This window comes from Companilactobacillus mindensis DSM 14500, from assembly GCF_001434275.1.
Lineage (GTDB): Bacteria > Bacillota > Bacilli > Lactobacillales > Lactobacillaceae > Companilactobacillus > Companilactobacillus mindensis.
The window spans coordinates 1-16,298 of the sequence record NZ_AZEZ01000069.1 but is presented as its reverse complement, the minus strand read 5'-3'; the positions used below and the strand labels follow the sequence as shown (position 1 = coordinate 16,298).

The 16,298-nt window shown below is 38.8% G+C and carries 16 protein-coding genes; 8 read left to right on the top strand and 8 right to left on the bottom strand.

Translation table 11 applies throughout. From position 1 onward, the window contains the following. Window positions 1–474: 474 nt before the first annotated feature. A complete protein-coding gene (locus tag FD29_RS06250) occupies window positions 475–1,113 on the bottom strand; it encodes an SAP domain-containing protein (protein WP_057888093.1) in 639 nt (212 codons plus the stop codon). 196 nt (window positions 1,114–1,309) lie between these two features. Between FD29_RS06250 and FD29_RS06245 the strand changes: the two genes are divergently transcribed. Next, window positions 1,310–2,293, top strand: coding sequence for an aldo/keto reductase (locus tag FD29_RS06245; protein WP_057888092.1), 984 nt, complete (start codon window positions 1,310–1,312; stop codon window positions 2,291–2,293). A 26-nt stretch (window positions 2,294–2,319) separates the two neighbouring features. Here FD29_RS06245 and FD29_RS06240 read toward each other — a convergent pair whose 3' ends face one another. The 5 genes from FD29_RS06240 to FD29_RS06220 form a co-directional block, all read right to left on the bottom strand. After that, window positions 2,320–3,099, bottom strand: coding sequence for an alpha/beta hydrolase fold domain-containing protein (locus FD29_RS06240; protein ID WP_057888091.1), 780 nt, complete (start codon window positions 3,097–3,099; stop codon window positions 2,320–2,322). A 110-nt stretch (window positions 3,100–3,209) separates the two neighbouring features. Beyond that, window positions 3,210–3,512, bottom strand: coding sequence for a hypothetical protein (locus tag FD29_RS06235; RefSeq protein ID WP_057888090.1), 303 nt, complete (start codon window positions 3,510–3,512; stop codon window positions 3,210–3,212). A 137-nt stretch (window positions 3,513–3,649) separates the two neighbouring features. Next, window positions 3,650–6,424 (bottom strand): transglycosylase domain-containing protein, encoded by a 2,775-nt coding sequence (locus FD29_RS06230; protein WP_057888089.1) that lies wholly within the window; start codon window positions 6,422–6,424, stop codon window positions 3,650–3,652. A gap of 117 nt (window positions 6,425–6,541) precedes the next feature. Further along, complete coding sequence (pepV, locus tag FD29_RS06225; protein WP_057888088.1) at window positions 6,542–7,939, bottom strand: dipeptidase PepV; 1,398 nt, start codon at window positions 7,937–7,939, stop codon at window positions 6,542–6,544. A gap of 66 nt (window positions 7,940–8,005) precedes the next feature. Then, window positions 8,006–9,436, bottom strand: coding sequence for a glycerophosphodiester phosphodiesterase (locus tag FD29_RS06220; RefSeq protein WP_057888087.1), 1,431 nt, complete (start codon window positions 9,434–9,436; stop codon window positions 8,006–8,008). A 64-nt stretch (window positions 9,437–9,500) separates the two neighbouring features. Between FD29_RS06220 and FD29_RS06215 the strand changes: the two genes are divergently transcribed. From FD29_RS06215 to FD29_RS06190, 6 genes are read left to right on the top strand one after another with little or no spacing between them, the layout of a single operon-like run. Then, the gene (locus FD29_RS06215; RefSeq protein WP_057888086.1) at window positions 9,501–9,827 is read left to right on the top strand and encodes a hypothetical protein; all 327 of its coding nucleotides are present in this window, start codon (window positions 9,501–9,503) and stop codon (window positions 9,825–9,827) included. Window positions 9,828–9,831: 4 nt separating this feature from the next. After that, complete coding sequence (locus FD29_RS06210) at window positions 9,832–10,455, top strand: metallophosphoesterase family protein (protein WP_057888085.1); 624 nt, start codon at window positions 9,832–9,834, stop codon at window positions 10,453–10,455. A 6-nt stretch (window positions 10,456–10,461) separates the two neighbouring features. Then, entirely contained in the window at window positions 10,462–11,826 is a 1,365-nt protein-coding gene (locus FD29_RS06205) for a bifunctional metallophosphatase/5'-nucleotidase (protein ID WP_057888084.1), read from the top strand. A gap of 9 nt (window positions 11,827–11,835) precedes the next feature. After that, on the top strand, window positions 11,836–12,453 hold the full coding sequence (locus FD29_RS06200; protein ID WP_057888083.1) for a YutD family protein: 618 nt from the start codon (window positions 11,836–11,838) through the stop codon (window positions 12,451–12,453). Next, the gene (locus FD29_RS06195) at window positions 12,450–13,226 is read left to right on the top strand and encodes a TIGR01457 family HAD-type hydrolase (RefSeq protein WP_057888082.1); all 777 of its coding nucleotides are present in this window, start codon (window positions 12,450–12,452) and stop codon (window positions 13,224–13,226) included. The genes FD29_RS06200 and FD29_RS06195 overlap by 4 nt, the downstream gene beginning before the upstream one ends. Next, window positions 13,219–13,821, top strand: coding sequence for a TIGR01906 family membrane protein (locus FD29_RS06190; RefSeq protein ID WP_057888081.1), 603 nt, complete (start codon window positions 13,219–13,221; stop codon window positions 13,819–13,821). The genes FD29_RS06195 and FD29_RS06190 overlap by 8 nt, the downstream gene beginning before the upstream one ends. 10 nt (window positions 13,822–13,831) lie before the next feature. Here the strand turns inward: FD29_RS06190 and FD29_RS06185 are convergent, their stop codons facing one another. Beyond that, window positions 13,832–14,473, bottom strand: a complete 642-nt coding sequence (locus FD29_RS06185; RefSeq protein ID WP_057888111.1) for a DedA family protein — start codon at window positions 14,471–14,473, stop codon at window positions 13,832–13,834. Window positions 14,474–14,566: 93 nt separating this feature from the next. After that, window positions 14,567–15,559, bottom strand: coding sequence for an NAD(P)/FAD-dependent oxidoreductase (locus FD29_RS06180; RefSeq protein ID WP_083477793.1), 993 nt, complete (start codon window positions 15,557–15,559; stop codon window positions 14,567–14,569). Between the two features lie 79 nt (window positions 15,560–15,638). Between FD29_RS06180 and FD29_RS06175 the strand changes: the two genes are divergently transcribed. Beyond that, window positions 15,639–16,025 (top strand): CvfD/Ygs/GSP13 family RNA-binding post-transcriptional regulator, encoded by a 387-nt coding sequence (locus FD29_RS06175; protein ID WP_057888079.1) that lies wholly within the window; start codon window positions 15,639–15,641, stop codon window positions 16,023–16,025. The last annotated feature ends 273 nt before the right edge of the window (window positions 16,026–16,298 follow it).

Below are 16,298 nucleotides of genomic sequence, written 5' to 3'. Positions count from 1 at the left end.
CGGTTAATTTGGTTCTTTTTCAAGTTTGGTTGTTCACTGCCGTCTTCCATGAAATTCTGGTGGACGCTGGAACGCAGTGAGAGCAACTTAGAGCCAATTACAGTTCAAATTGTCTCTAAGCTTGTCTGTCTCTAACCTGGCAAAGTACGCCAGTCAAGAGACTACCACGGCTGAGCATCCACCAGAATTCCATTCCAGACTAAACGATTTTTTATTTGTTTTACATTAGTAGTGTTAAAATTTTAGATCTAATGATTCGCTATTTTATTTAAAACAATACTAAAAAGGTCATCCAGTTGATTTTGGATGGCCTATTAGTATATCTAAATAATTGTATGTAACCAAAGTTGAAAAAGAACCGTTAATTTCTGAGCAATAATCGAAAAACACCAATATTCCTGAATTATGGGAATATTGGTATTTTTGTTATTATGCGGAAGAAGTTGTGTTTTTATCGCGTTTGTGCGGCAGGTTTTATTTTTGAAAACAACTGATCTCTGTTTGGTAATCAGTCAATAATTCATCAGTATACTTCTTTGGCTGTGAGGAACTCTTAATATGTTTCCATAAGATTGAAGCAACTTTCAATTTGTCATTAAAGTTATGACTTTCATCGCTCTTGCAAAAATCTTTTAAAAAATTGTTCCATTGATAAGTTGACTCCTCAGCGGTGTTTCCTAATAAGGATTGATTATTATCTGTTTTTTGTAAATGTACATATTCACTCAATAAGTCGCCAACGGTCATTTCGGTGTCATTATCAGTTTCAGTTTGGCGTTTGATAATCGCCATTTCCTTTTTAAAGGAGAACTTTTCGACACCAAAATAGACAGCAAAGAATTTACGAGCGGCATTGTTGAAAGAAAAGCCAGAACCAATCAATTTAGTGTCCAAAGTTATTTGTTCAAAAGTCAGACTAGGCGTAGATTTTCTAGTTCTTGGTGATTTGATATTTTGAAGTGGAACGTTTGACAAGTATGAACGGAGATAATTATTCAATTCGGCTTTGGTACCGTAAGTGGGTAAACCATAGTCACGACACATTTTGATCAGGTCGGTTTTATAGAAATAGTTTTCCTCAAAGTATTTCAAGGTCATTTTATCGTTAGTCATGTAGTCAGACTTCCTTAATGGACTGCGTGTTAATGGTAATTTAATTGTATCAAATGGCAAGATCTGATGTGTAAAAATACGGCAATAAAATTTCTACTGGCCTTGGAGCTAAGTCGACCGTTAGGTTATCAATTGACATATACCAATTAATAATCATAATTATATTTGATTAGAAGGAAAGAAAGTAGGGATTAAGATGAAATATCGTCGATTCGGAAAAACTGGCTTCAATGCTAGTGAAGTATCTTTAGGTACTTGGCAATTAGGTTCTAAATGGGGAGATCCTTTCAGTGAAAAAGATGCCCAAGAAACACTTGAAGCAGCCTTTGACGCAGGTGTCAATTTCTTTGATACAGCAGATGTTTATCAAGATGGAGACTCTCAAAGAGCACTTGCTAAATTTATCAAGGGTAAGGAAGATAAGGTCTTTGTTTCAACCAAGATCGGTCGTCGTTTGGACCCACACGTTGCTAGTGGTTATAATGAAAAGAATTTGACTAAATTTGTCGAAGACTGTTTGAGAAATCTCGATGTTGATGCGCTAGACAATGTATTATTGCACTGTCCACCAACATCAGTTTATTATGAACCAGAAGTTTTCTTCACGATGGATAAGTTGAAAAAAGAAGGTAAGATCAAGAACTACGGCGTCAGTGTTGAAAAAGTTGAGGAAGGAATGAAGGCTTTGGATTACGACATTTCATCAGTTGAAATCATCTACAACATGTTCCGTTTACGTCCAGCCGATAATTTCTTCAAGATGGCCCAACAGCATGACGTCGGGATCATTGCTAGAGTTCCTTTAGCTAGTGGTATTTTGAGTGGAAAGTATACGCTCGAAACTAAATTTGGTAAGAATGATCATCGTACGACTAACCGTCATGGTGAGGAATTCGATGCTGGGGAGACTTTCTCAGGCGTCGACTATGCTACTGGCGTTAAAGCAGCAAATGAATTGAAAGAACGCCTTGGTGCTGGAGATATTTTGGCTCCAATGGCTTTGCGTTATATCTTGATGTCTGATGCGGTCAGCACTGTTATTCCAGGAGCTTCCAAACCTTCACAGATTGCCAGAAATGTTGAAGCAGCTGATCTACCAGCCTTTACACCTGAACAAATGGAAATTGTCCGTGATGTTTACAATAAATATATTAAAAATCCTGTACAATATAAATGGTAAAAAAATAACTAGAAGTCATGCGACTTCTAGTTATTTTTAACTTGTTCGATAATGTCGGCAAAGGCATCTTTGGAGCGATTGCCACCAATAATAATGAAACCATGAGTAGCGTGGTGATAATTGCGGTACCAAACTTTGATTCCGTGACGAGATAAGAGTTCTTCGAAGCGCTTACCTTCATCACGTAAGACGTCTAAATCAGCGGTTAAAATAGCAGTTGGTGGAAAATCTACTAGACTGTGTTCATCAGCGAAGACCGGCGAAACTAATGGATTGCTCTTTTCATTGTTTTGTAAGTAGGCCTGAATGACTTTTTGCGATAGTTCTGGAGATATTTCGGAATCCTCAGGATAGTCCTTTTTGGCAGGTTCAGTATTTAAATCCAGCATTGGACAGTCAAGAATCAGTTTTTTAGCTTTAGATTGGCGGTTTTGTTGGGCCAAGATTTGTGTACCGACGGCTAGATTTCCACCAGAGCTGTGACCGATGATAACTGGCCGCCCCAAGGTCGAATTGAACTGATGCTGAAGGATTTGAATCGCTTCGTAACTGGCATTTAAGGCGTCGGGATAAGGGTGCTTGGGTGCTAGTGGATAAATGACTTCCAAGACGATAAAGTTAGTCTTTAAACATAAATTCTCACAGAATTGGCGATCCTGCAGTCCCGGTCCACAAAGAAAATTGCCCCCATTGAGGTTGATGATCATGCCTTGAGGATCACTAGGAGTATGCTTAATTACCTTGATCGAACCCACACTTGTGTCGACTGTAAATTCAGATATTTGAACATTGGAAATTGGCTTCATATTTTTTCCTCCTAAATGGTTATACTACATGGTAATATTACATCATATTTGACGTTATGGAAAAAATAAAACAGCTCATTAAAATTTATTCCAAATTTTAATGGGCTGCTTTATTTATTATTGATAGTTTTTCTTTGTTTGTGTAGATCCCAAATGATGACGACTATGTAGCCGAAAGCCACTAATGACAAACCGCCAGTTACAACTGAACTCAATTCATAAGGTAAATCGATAAAGCCACCTAAAATCGAGTAGAGCGTGTTGAGTAAGACAACTGAAGCCAAGGTCATAGTTTTGTCCCATATTTTGGTGTTGTGTTTAATTTTATAAGTGATAACGGCGATGATGAAAACAATCAAGATCACTGCCACGATGTACAACGAGTTTTGTAAAAAGCTTGGACTAAAATACATAAGTATCTCCTTAAATCAAAGTAACATTTTAATTCTATCATAAACCGAGCTGGTAGCCACATTAACGTAAAATCACCTATGATTCCAAAGTACAGAGTCATAGATGATTTTACGTTAATATTTGATTGGACCTTTAGTTATTCTCCAGCGCCTGCAGTATCGCTTGCCGTGAATCCGTTTGAAACGGTATCGCCAGCTGATGAAGCACTGTCACCAGTTTCGTTAGTTGAGGTTGAAGAGTTAGTTGATTCAGAATTAGAACCTGAGCCAGAACCTGAACCCGATCCAGTGCCAGAACCGGATGATCCGGTACCAGTTTCGGAAGTTCCGTTGGATGTGGTTGAGTTAGTAGTGCTGCTGTTAGTTCTTGAAGTAGATGATGAACTGTTGGTGATTACTTCGGATGAGTCGTTGCTATTAGTACTGTTACTGAATCCGGAAGTACGTCCACTACCATTTTCATTGGCTAATTCGTCAGCACTCTTCGATGATTCACCCAGACGTTTAACGACCATGTAGCCATTATCGCGTCCAAAGTAATTATCCCAGAATAGCTTGTAGTTCTTAGCTTTACCACCGATAGCAAAGTCTTCATACGACATATCGTTAGGGCTGCCTTTGTAATAAAGCGACTTAGCTGTGTGTTGGTTGACTTTAGTAGTGACGCCATTGTAGCCGATCGTACCAGTGAGAGTACCAGTTTCTTTATCGACTTTGTATGTCTTAACGCCTTGTGGTTTAGCATAGCTCTGTTTGACATCAAAGACTCCTTGGTCTTCTTGGTAAAGGGCATTGGCCATGTTGGCCCAAAGCTGTTGGTTAATATCGGTTGAATTACTTGCTAAATTGTAGTTGTTGCCATAGAAGTTATCGTAACCGATCCAAGAAGCTAAGGTCATACCTTGAGTACTACCGATGAACCAGTTATCACGATAGTCGTTAGAAGTACCAGTTTTACCAAAGAGGTTCTTCGTACTGAAGTTGGCCTCATATGAAAGGGCAGAAGCAGTACCTTTAGTAACAACGCCGTGAAGCATATTTTTAATAATGTAAGAAGTTTGTTTAGTGAAGACGCGCTTCTTAGTTCCCTTGTGCTTGTAAATCGTATCGCCAGAAGGATCTTTAACGTCGGCTACGACATACGGATCGACGTGGACACCTTTATTGGCGAAGGTTGAAAAGGCACTGGCTTGTTGAAGAACAGTTACACCAGTAGCGGTACCACCCAAAGTAATACCTAATTGACGATATTCTTTGTCAGTAAGGTGAATGCCCATCTTTGACATGTATTTCTTAGAACTGACACCGTGTTGCATGATGTAGTTATACAAGTTAACGGAAGGGATGTTGTATGATTCTTCCAAGGTCTCACGAGCAGAAACAAAACGGTTTTGAATCGTCTCACCGTAATCGGTTGGAGAATATGTACCAAATTTAGTCTTGAAATCGGCTAGCATAGATTGTGAACCAATCAAACCATTTTCAATCGCAGGTGCAAAGGTGATCAAAGGTTTGATCGACGAACCAGGTGAACGTTGCGTATCAAAAGCGTGGTTTAATTGAGACTTCTTAAAGTTGACCCCACCGACGAAAGCTAGGACTTGACCAGACTTGTTGTCGAGTAAGACGGAACCATTTTGAACTGGTTCAGAAACTTTGATAGCTCTACCAGTATTAGGATCAGTTGCGTCATCTGAGTGAGTCGTTCCCAAGTTGCTCTTGAATTGTTGTGCTTGTTGGTTCATAGCAATATAAAGTTTCTTATCGATCGTACTGTGGATCTTGTAGTTCTTGTTATGCAACTCGGTATCAGCTTGCGTATAGTAACGTTCGTAAAGATTCTTATCTTTCTTGATATCGCTGTACTTGACGCCGTCGCTCTTGGCCAAACGTTTGATCAAAATAGTTCTCGCTTGATCAGTCAAGAGGTTGTAGATGTAACCGTATTTGATTTCTTTTTGACTTGCTTTAGCAGGTTTCAAGAAATCGCTCTTTAAATCAAATTTCTTAGCATCATTGTATTGTTGCTCAGTGATCTTCTTATCACGATACATTCGATAAAGTACGATGTTTTTACGCTTCATACCAAGACTTATATCATCTTTGAAAGTTCCACGTTGTGTCGTGTTGCTGTCATTGACAACTTTAGTATACGGTGTGTAGACGGAAGGACTCTGAGGCAATCCGGCAATAAAGGCTGATTCAGCCAAATTCAGATCACTGACGTTTTTACCGAAGAGACCCTCAGCAGCGGCAGCGACACCTTGAGTATTTTGTCCCTTGTTGTTGGCACCAAAAGTGGCAGCGTTGAGATAATATTCAAGAATCTGATCTTTAGTGAAGTACTTGTCGACACGCATGGCCAAGAAGATTTCGACGGCTTTACGTTTCCAAGTCGTTTCAGATGATAACATCTGCATCTTGACTGTCTGTTGAGTCAAAGTAGAACCACCGGTTTGAGCACCGATACCAGTCACGTCAGAAATAATAGCTCTAAAAATAGATTTAGGAACGACACCTTTGTGACGATAGAAATCACTATCTTCGGTTGAGACGATAGCTTTCTTTAGGTATGGTGACATCTCAGATAATGAAACCTTTTTACCCTCGAGGTCTTTTTGAAGATTTTCAACTTTAGAGCCATCGGCAAAATATAACGTGGCCGAGTTATTGACATCTTGAAGTTGCGTCTTCATTTCATGCTTGGTAGGGACGGCTACTTGAGTAGTCAAAGCAGAAACATATCCCATTCCTAGCCCGATTGCTAAACTCAAAAGGATCAATAAACCTGCAATAGTATACAAGACGATCCTGCGAATAACTTCAATCGTTAGATTAGCTTTGTTAGCAAAATCAGACCAGCTGTGGATACTTTTAAAGCTGTTGACAATGCTATTCCATAAATTTTTCACTTTTAAATAAGCTCCCTTAAAAAGTTACATACCGTAATTATATAATAAAATCGAATTAGAAGTGTAAAAACAAAAAAAGTTCCGTAGAAAAGTACTTCTACAGAACTTTTTAATTTATTACTTAATCAAGCGGTAAATGGCGTCGGCGTAAATAGCAGTCGACTTCAATAACTTATCGATATTAATATATTCATTAGGTTGATGCATGACATTTTCATCACCAGGGAACATTGCACCATAAGCGATACCGTGTTTCAAGATTCTTCCGTAAGTACCGCCACCGACCGTGAATGGTTCAGTATCGTCATCGGTGTGATCACGGTAAGCTCCAACTAAGGCTTGTACCAATGGATCGTCAGCAGCTACGAAGTGAGGCAATTGGTTGTGGCCTTCAATAGCAGCCGTAACACCAGTTGGCAAAGCTAAGTTGATCTTGTTAGTTAAAGTTTCGCCAGTGTCGCCCTTTGGATAACGGATGTTCAAGAGAATGTTAGCTTTAGTTGCATCGTATTCGTAGATATTAGGTGAAAGTGTTAATTCACCCATAACATCATCTTTGTTGGCAATACCGAGATTTTTTCCGGCAAAGTCTAAATGTAAATTGTCAGCGATAAAACCAAAGTAAAGTTTTTCACTGTCATTTAAGTCCAAGGTTACTAAGTAAGATGCTAAGTAAGTAGCGGCATTGATACCATTGAATGGTTCCATAGCATGAGCACCTTTACCAACGATTTGAACGTGAGCGATGGCATCTTCGATCTTGATAGAACCTTTAACTTCTGGATGAGCATTTAAGAAGTCATTCAGTTTTGCTTTCAAAGTTTCTGCATCGACAACGTTTAGCTCGAGTTCTGCATCGGCAATTTGTGGGACCATGTTAGGTCTGATACCGGCAGCAAATGATTTTACTAAACCAATTGTTGGCGTAGGGAAGTCAACTTTGAAGGAAACGATTCCTTTTTCACCGTTGATGGCAGGAAATTCTGCATCGGGTGAGAAACCTGTTTCAGGCATAGTTTCTGTTTCCATATAGTGGTTGATGCCGACCCATTCGCTCTCTTCGTCAGTACCCAAGATCAATTGAACGTTCTTGCTAGTAGGCAAGTTCAATTCTTTAATGATCTTCATAGCATAATAAGCAGCTAAACCAGGGCCTTTATCGTCAGCAGCACCACGAGCATAAAAGTTACCGTCTTTGATTACTGGTTCGAAGGGATTAGTATTCCAACCTGGACCTTCAGGAACAACATCGACGTGAGATAAAATTGCGATGGCATCATCGTTATCACCTATTTCAATTCTTCCGGCAAGATTGTCGACGTTCTTTGTTGTAAAACCGTCACGATCTGCAAAATGTAAAAATGTTTGTAAAGCTTTGGCAGGACCAGGGCCTAATGGAAAATCGCTAGTCTTGTGTTCTGTATCTCTAGAACTATCAATACTTACTAATTCAGAAAGATCGTTGATCAGTTCGTCTGAACGATGCGAAACTTCCTTCTCCCAATCTATAGACATATATCTTTGACCTCCAGGTGAAGTTTTTTATATTTTACCAAAGGTTAGCTTTAAAGGCTAATCTACCTAAATCTTATTTATGGAATCGTTATCATGATTGAACGAGAAATCAACGTAAATATTGTTGAAATCCCTGATTAAATCGGCATTTTCCAGCGTTTGATCAGTTGTCGCAGGCATTATAGAAATATTTTCTAACAGATCGATGTTTTTGATCCGTTGGCCTTTAGGCAATTCATAATAGCTCTTTTCTGACTCATTACCCATGTAATTGTCCGGATTTAGCTGAATCAAGACATTATGCGAGTTGATCCAGCCATTTTTTAGCTTCAACCAAGTCTGCGTACCGATTTTTTGAATGGTAATAATTTGTTCAGGCTGGTTGACTTCTAAACGATTGATCACAGTTGTGGGATTATTGGGTTCACTGTATAAGAAGTTGTTAGGCTGTTGGTTGCGGTAAACAGCTTTGGCACCGAAGTATTGGCGCAGATCTTTCAGTGCATATTCAGAATTGAAACCAGTCGCATTGGCAAATTTATTTTCGCCCAGTTGAACGTACTTTTCACCGTCAAACTTAACGATATTAGTAATGTGATAGCCGTCCAAAGGATTGACGTGTTTGTCAGTTTTGATCAGACGATAAGGATTTTCGTAAATTGGTTCCTTGTGAGTACTCATATAGTAGACATTTTGATTCAAGACCTCACTCTTAGATTGGTCTTTCAATTCCCGATATTCGTTACCAGTAGCGGGATAGTTCGTGACCACACCATCGATTGGCATGTTGATCAAAGTGTTCCATTTTTTAGGGCTCTCGTTCATTTCGTCCCAAACATAAACGCTTTTGCCCATAAAATGCATCGTATTGATAATTTCTGGAGTGACGATGTTTGACGAAAGGTTGACGCCAGAAACGTATTGCAAGATGTCAAAGTTGACTCGCTTGATCGTCCCCGCAATAAAGATTCGAGGGATGTTGGGCATCAGTTGCGATTCATTTTCCAAACTCTTAGTTGAAAACGAGTGGAACATGACCCGATCTTGCATGCCGTATTGATCGATGGCTTGTTTTAGTAATTCTTCCATGTTTTGGGGATTACCTTTTTTGGCCTTTTTCGTCTCAATCAAAAATTTAGCTTTAGGATTATTTTTGTAATGTTCAAAGACTTGGTTCAAACTATGGATTGGCTCACCATTTTTTTGATGCAAAGCAGCCAAGTCAGAGAAATTATGCTGTGAAACGATCATTGAAGTTCCTGTGACTCGCTGTAAGTCACGATCGTGTGAAACCACTAGGACGTTGTCTTTGGAAACGTGGATATCTAGTTCCACATAGTCGGCGCCTTCAGAGAAAGCTTTGTTGAAACTTTCGAAAGTCTCCTCAGGAGCATTGATTGGATCGCCACGGTGACCAATGACGGTAAAACCACTAGCAAAGAAAAATAGTAATAAAGCTAGTGATACTTTGAAAAGATTGAAACTTTTTGAAATCATAATTAACTCCCTAACTTTTTAGATATTATATACTAAAATAAGTAGTGAAACGTGAGGTATAACAATGGACAATGAAAAACAAACATTAGATATTATTGAACAAATTACTAGAAATGATGGTACTAAGTATTACGAACTTGCTAATATCGTCATGAATGGTAGAGCTGAGAAGGCCGCTGAATTAGGATTGATCAAAGAGGTCAGAATTCTAAAACTCAATATCCCACATTCTTCGGCGGTTAGTGTCTATGAAGACTACGTCAATCAAAATTATACAGTTCCACCTATGGAAATGACAGAATGGGTTGAATACAAGAAGCCCGAAGGTAAGATTCGCGATGCATTCAACGATATCCTCAAGGCCAATCGAATAATTTCAAAGGAAGATTAGGCAAATGAATTATTTTATAGCTGATATGCATTTTTATCATTATCAATTATTGCAACCGAACAACTTCGCCCCCAGACACTTTGGCAACGTGGATGAAATGAACCAAGCGATGATCGATGCCTGGAACAAACGAGTTGATGAAAACGACCGCGTTTATCATTTAGGCGACATTTCGATGCGTCCCCAGAATACACCAACTAATGAAGAAACGTATGATATGTTAAGACAATTAAATGGTCACATGACTTTGATCAAAGGCAACCACGACTATCATGCGCTGTTTAAATTTCTGGCTAAACGCAACGAATTGTTGAGCGATGGCAAGCCAAGATTCGAATTTGAAGACGTTGGTTCGCTGTTGAAATTTGATCATCACCAATTTTATTGCACGCACTATCCAATGCTGCTCGGTAAAGTTGACAAGATCATCAATTTGCACGGCCATATCCATCACTATTCTGTGCCAATCCCCGAAAATATCAACGTCGGCGTCGATGCGCCTGAACGAGACTATTTAACTGAGAATCTGCCATGGGGTTCGCCTTTGCGTGGTGAAGAGATTCTTGAAATGTACGACAAGAAGAAAAAGGATTTAGCTGATCAAATTGCTAGACAGCAAGGAAAGTAGGTTCTTATGGAAAAAATTCAAATCGTTCATACTAATGATTTACATTCACACTTTGAGAACTTTCCTAGAGTGAAGAGATTTATCGACGAGTCACTCCAAAAGAGTACGGCCGATGATTTTTATTTGTTCGACCTAGGGGACGCCATGGACCGTGCGCACCCGTTGAGTGAAGCTACTAATGGTCAGGCCAATATCGAGTGGATGAATCCATTGCATTATGATGCAGCAACGATTGGTAACAACGAAGGCTTGGGTAACAGTCACGAAGAATTGGAACATTTATATGACCAAGCTAATTTCCCAGTTATTTTGGATAACGTCTATGAAAAAGATGGCCAATTAGCCCACTTTGCTAAACCTTATAAAATCATTACGACCAAACGACAGACTAAGATCGGTATTATCGGTTTGACGGCACCATATATTTTGACATATCCACTCTTGAACTGGGATATTAAACTGGTCCAAGAAAAGTTACCGAAAGCGCTGGAAATGGTCAAAGATTGCGACGTGATCATTTTATTGTCGCACTTGGGCGTATCTATGGACCGCTTGATCGCACAAAAGCATCCGGAGATCACAGTCATTATTGGTTCCCATTCGCACCATCTGTTTCCCAAAGGTGAAGTAGACAATGGCGTGTTGTTGGCAGCAGCTGGTAAGTATGGTCAACATATTGGAACGATTGATCTTGAATTAGATGATAGTAAAAAAATTGTTAATAAGTCTGCTTTTACAACCAAGACGGAATCTTTGCCAGTTGAAAGCGGGGATGAGATTTGGATCAAGCAGCAATTTGCTAAGGGCGAAAACTTACTTGATCATCAACAGGTCGCCAAATTGCCGCACGCTTTGAGTAGCGACTATACGGCTCAAAATTCTATCATGCAAGAAGCACTGACGGCAACGCAAGAATTTGCACACGGTGAAGTCGCCATTTTGAGTTCCGGACTATTTCTGGGTGATCTGCCTAAAGGAATCATCACTGAGAAAAACTTGCATGATATTTTGCCCCACGCTATTCACGTCATGAAAACGACCATGACCGGAGACAATGTTTGGCGGTTGGTTATGGAAATGGAAAAGAACCGGCTATATTTGCGCAACCATATGCAAAAAGGTATGGGATTTCGTGGTAAGATATTTGGCGAACTGGTTTATCGTGGCATTACGATCGATGAGAAACGTAACGTCTATATAAATGGGAAAGAATTAAACAAGAATCAAGAGTATACTTTAGCTTTATTGGATCATTATTTATTCGTACCATATTTCCCATCGATTGAGATTGCCGGAAATAATGAAATTATGTATCCCAAATTTTTAAGAAGTGTGTTCGGAGATTACTTGAGCAAAAAATATCCGATTTGAGGTGATTACTTGCAAGAAGTTGAGGATACTAATAACAAATTAGTTGATGTGATCAAACTAGAAGATGATTTGATCACGATCGATAAAACTCAATATAAAATAGTTGAAAACCACGATGATGGTTTTAACAAAGAACGAATTGAAGAACGTTACAATAACGTTTTGGAAAAGTACGATTATATCGTTGGCGATTGGGGTTACGATCAGTTAAGATTCAAAGGTTTTTATGAAGATGAGCGTAAAGAAAGCAACTTGGAGAACCGTATTTCTCATTTGGAAGATTACTTATTGGAATATTGTAACTTTGGCTGTGCCTACTTTGTGCTTGAAAAGGTCAAAAAAGATCCAATTAAAAAGGTTTCGCACCGTCGTTCCAACCGGACTAATAATCGGACCAACAACCATACCAACAAAAAGACTAACCATAAGTTCAAGACACGGATGAATCATGCCAAACCAGGTGTGAAGAAGAGTGAGAAGCCAACCAAATCGCATTCGAACAATCATTCAAATCAAAAGAAGAAGAACAAGGTCACGAAGCGTCACGTCAATAACAAGAAGAAGACAACAACGCATTCAACTAAAAAGGCCTTCAAAATTAGAAAAATAGGTGAAAAGAATAAATGAAGTATCAAACATATTTAATTGATTTAGATGGAACTATGTACCGTGGGAAAGATAAGATTCCTGAAGCTAAGGTGTTCATTGATAATTTGAACAATGCTGGGGTCGACTATTATTTTCTAACGAACAACACGACGAAAACACCACAGCAAGTGGCTGATAATTTGACGAATAATCATCAGATCACAGCAAAACCGCAACAAATTTTGACACCTTCATTGGCAACTGCAGCTTATATCCAAAATATGTTTGGTGACGATATTAAAAATCATTCAGCTTATGTAATCGGTGAGTACGGTTTGAAGAGTGCCGTCTTTAACACAGGTATCAAGTTGAATGAAGTCGATCCTGACGTGGTTATCGTGGGATTGGATTACGATGTGACTTATCACAAATTTGAACTAGCAACTTTGGCTATCAAACGTGGGGCTTTCTTTATTGGAACCAATGCCGATACTAACTTGCCTAACGAACGTGGCCTTGTTCCTGGTGCCGGATCAGTCATTTCCTTGGTTGAAACTTCAACTCAGCAAAAAGCTCACTATATTGGTAAGCCTGAGCGTGAGATTATCGACTTTGCGGTCAAAGCTAGAAACTTCGACCCTAAAAAAGCGGTCATGGTCGGCGACAACTACAATACTGACATTCAATGCGGTATCAATGCGGGCGTCGATACGTTGTGGGTCAATACTGGCGTCAGCACGCATGAAGATATCGACAATGCACCGATCAAACCAACGCATCAAGTAGAAAGTCTGGATCAATGGGATGTCTAATTCGCAAAAAGACCTTCTCTACACGATTGCGTTAGCTTTCTTTATTTTGACGACAGCTATTACTGTAACGATTTTTGCTAGTTACTTGTTGTTTGCAATCGACATCAAGCACTATTATTTGGAGCAGGCAGTCGATATGAAATATGGAACGATCATGAAAAACTATGCCCAGATGATGGACTATTTGATCAATCCGTTCAACTGGCAGTGGCATTTGAGTGACTTTGGCTCATCAGCAGCGGGAAGACTACACTTTTTAGACTGTAAAAAACTCTTTTTATTAAACTTCGGCGTTTTTATTGTCTCCGGAGCAATCGTGGCTAAATTTCATAAAATCCGTGCCAGATTCAATCGAACTTTTCTTTGGATCGGCATCGTGGGGATATTTTTAGCAATCATGATGATGTTTAACTTCGATCAATTCTTTGTCATTTTCCATGAAGTTCTCTTTCGCAATAGCGATTGGTTATTCGATCCCGAAAAGGACCCAGTGATCAACATCTTGCCAGAGGAATTCTTTACGCAATGCTTTGTTTTATTCTTCATTCTATTTGAAGGATTGAACTTCTGGAAAGCTAGACTAAAAAAAGCTTAGGAAAATTTTCCTAAGCTTTTTTCTTTTTTCTATTTTTAAGTGCGGTGATCAAGACTGGGATAAGTGAAATCAAGACGATTCCCAAGATGATCATGGAGAAATGCTCCTGAACGACTGGAATGTTACCAAAAAGGTGTCCAGCTACGGAACAAACCAATACCCACAGGAAAGCTCCAATAAAGTTATATTTCAAGAAACTTCCATAGTGCATTGTTCCACTACCGGCAACGAAAGGTACGAAAGTTCTGATTAGAGGGATGAATCTTCCGATGGCAATCGTCTTACCACCATTTTTCTCAAAGAAAGCATGTGCTTCATCTAAGTGATCTTTATTGATCAGTTTGCTGAGGTATTTGTTCCTCGTGGCATACTCTCCGAAGTGCTCACCAATTTCGTAGTTCAACGAATCTCCTAAGACTGCGGCTGTTAAGAAAATCAGAAACATCAGCCACGTTATCAATCCATATTTTGGATTGGCAGCCAATGCCATAGCGGCAAAGATCAAAGAATCTCCAGGAAGAAATGGTAATATGACGACTCCGGTTTCAATAAAGATGATTAGAAACAGTATCAAATATGTCCATATACCGAAATTGTTTACGATATTGACTAAATGACTATCAATATGTAAAACGAAATCGATCAGACCCATTACGTAACTCAATCAATCAACTCCAGAATTCAAATTAAACTTCATTATACTAGCATAACTTAAAATAACTTTAAATTTAATGAAATTTAAAAATTATTTCTCAAAAATAGAAGTACTGTGTTCGAAAAAGTCTTTATCCGGATACAGATTACGCAAGGCTTTAGTGACTGCAATAGGCCCTTCAGCAAAGGCCGTGGCGATCAGTTGCAACTTTCCAGGGTAAGTAACGATGTCACCGATGGCAAAGACATTTGGTAAATTGGTTTCCATTTCTTGAGTTACTTTGATAAAAGGACCTTGTAAGTCGATATTCCAATCACGCAGAATCTTTGAATCAGAAACGAATCCATAATTGACCAGTAATTTGTCAGCTGTAATAGTTTTTAATTCGTCAGATTTGATCATTTTTAAAGTGATGTCGATCTTGTCGTGATCAGTTTGATTAAAGCCAATATTTTTGATGATGTAGGGATTGAGCTGCTGAACGGTAGAATCATTGAGTTTTTTTACGCTAGATTCCATAGCTCGGTATCTGTTTCTTCTATGTATAAGGGATGTTTTCTTGGCAACTTGATTGAGATCGATGGCCCAGTCGATTGCTGAGTCGCCACCACCGGCAACTACAACATCTTTGTCAGCAAAGTCTTCAATATTATTGACGAAGTAGTTCAGTTGTTGTTTTTCTAACGTTGGATCATAGTCGAAAGTCAATTTGCGAGGTTGGAAGGAGCCATTACCGATAGCAATGATCACAGCCTTAGTATAGATAGTTTCTTTATTAGTCGTCAGTACCCAGAGATCATCTTTTCTTACTATAGAAGAAACTGAAGTATTCAAGTATTGGTCGCAGTTCATCAGGCTTAGTTGGGCGTTGAGTTGCTTGACTAAGTCAGTAGCCGATATTTTAGGTAGAGCTGCTACGTCGTAAATATGCTTTTGAGCATAGAGCGTTTCCGGTTGACCACCTAATTTGGGTAAACTTTCTATTAATGAAACTTTTAAGTTACGTAAGCGAGCAAAGTAAGCCGCAAACATACCAGCCGGACCACCACCTATAATTGAAATGTCATAAATTTTGTCATTCATAATCTTAGTCACCATTTTCTGTTATATAATCTATAGATACATTGTTACACATTTACATTTTACAGAGGGAGGAAAGTTAATGCGAATAGGAGACATAATTACCGGAACCATCTCAGGAGTCCAATCATATGGAGTCTTTGTAAAACTAGGGGATGATCAACAAGGTTTGATCCATATCTCAGAATTGAAGCATGGCTTTGTAGATGATTTGAATACCAAGTATAAAGTTGGCGATAAAGTTAAAGTCGTAGTCATGGGAATCGATGAGTATAACCATAAGATCAGTTTATCGATCCGTGCATTGCAACCAGAGAAGCTAGGCAGACCGATATTACATAAGCACTTTTGGACTGATTATCGAAATAAGATTGGCTATAAGACGATTGCACAGCATAAAAATGAGTGGGTAAAGACCGCTATGAAGGCAATTTCGGAAAAAAAACGAAATAATTCAACTTTTTTATGAAAAACACTTGCGCTACTTCTTTATGATTGGTAATATATATCTTGTTGTTGCGACAGAGCAATGACATCAACGCTTTGAGCTTAATTGCTTCGCACTGATCGTCAAAATTATTTTTAAAAAGTTCTTGACTTGATCTTGTAACTTCGGTAAGATGATTAAGTTGTCTGTTAGACATCGCCTAACAAATTATCATTCACTTGATAATTTGTTAGAAAATTATTTTAAAAAGTTCTTGACAAGTTATTGTCAGCTTGATAAAATGTTTAAGTGCTA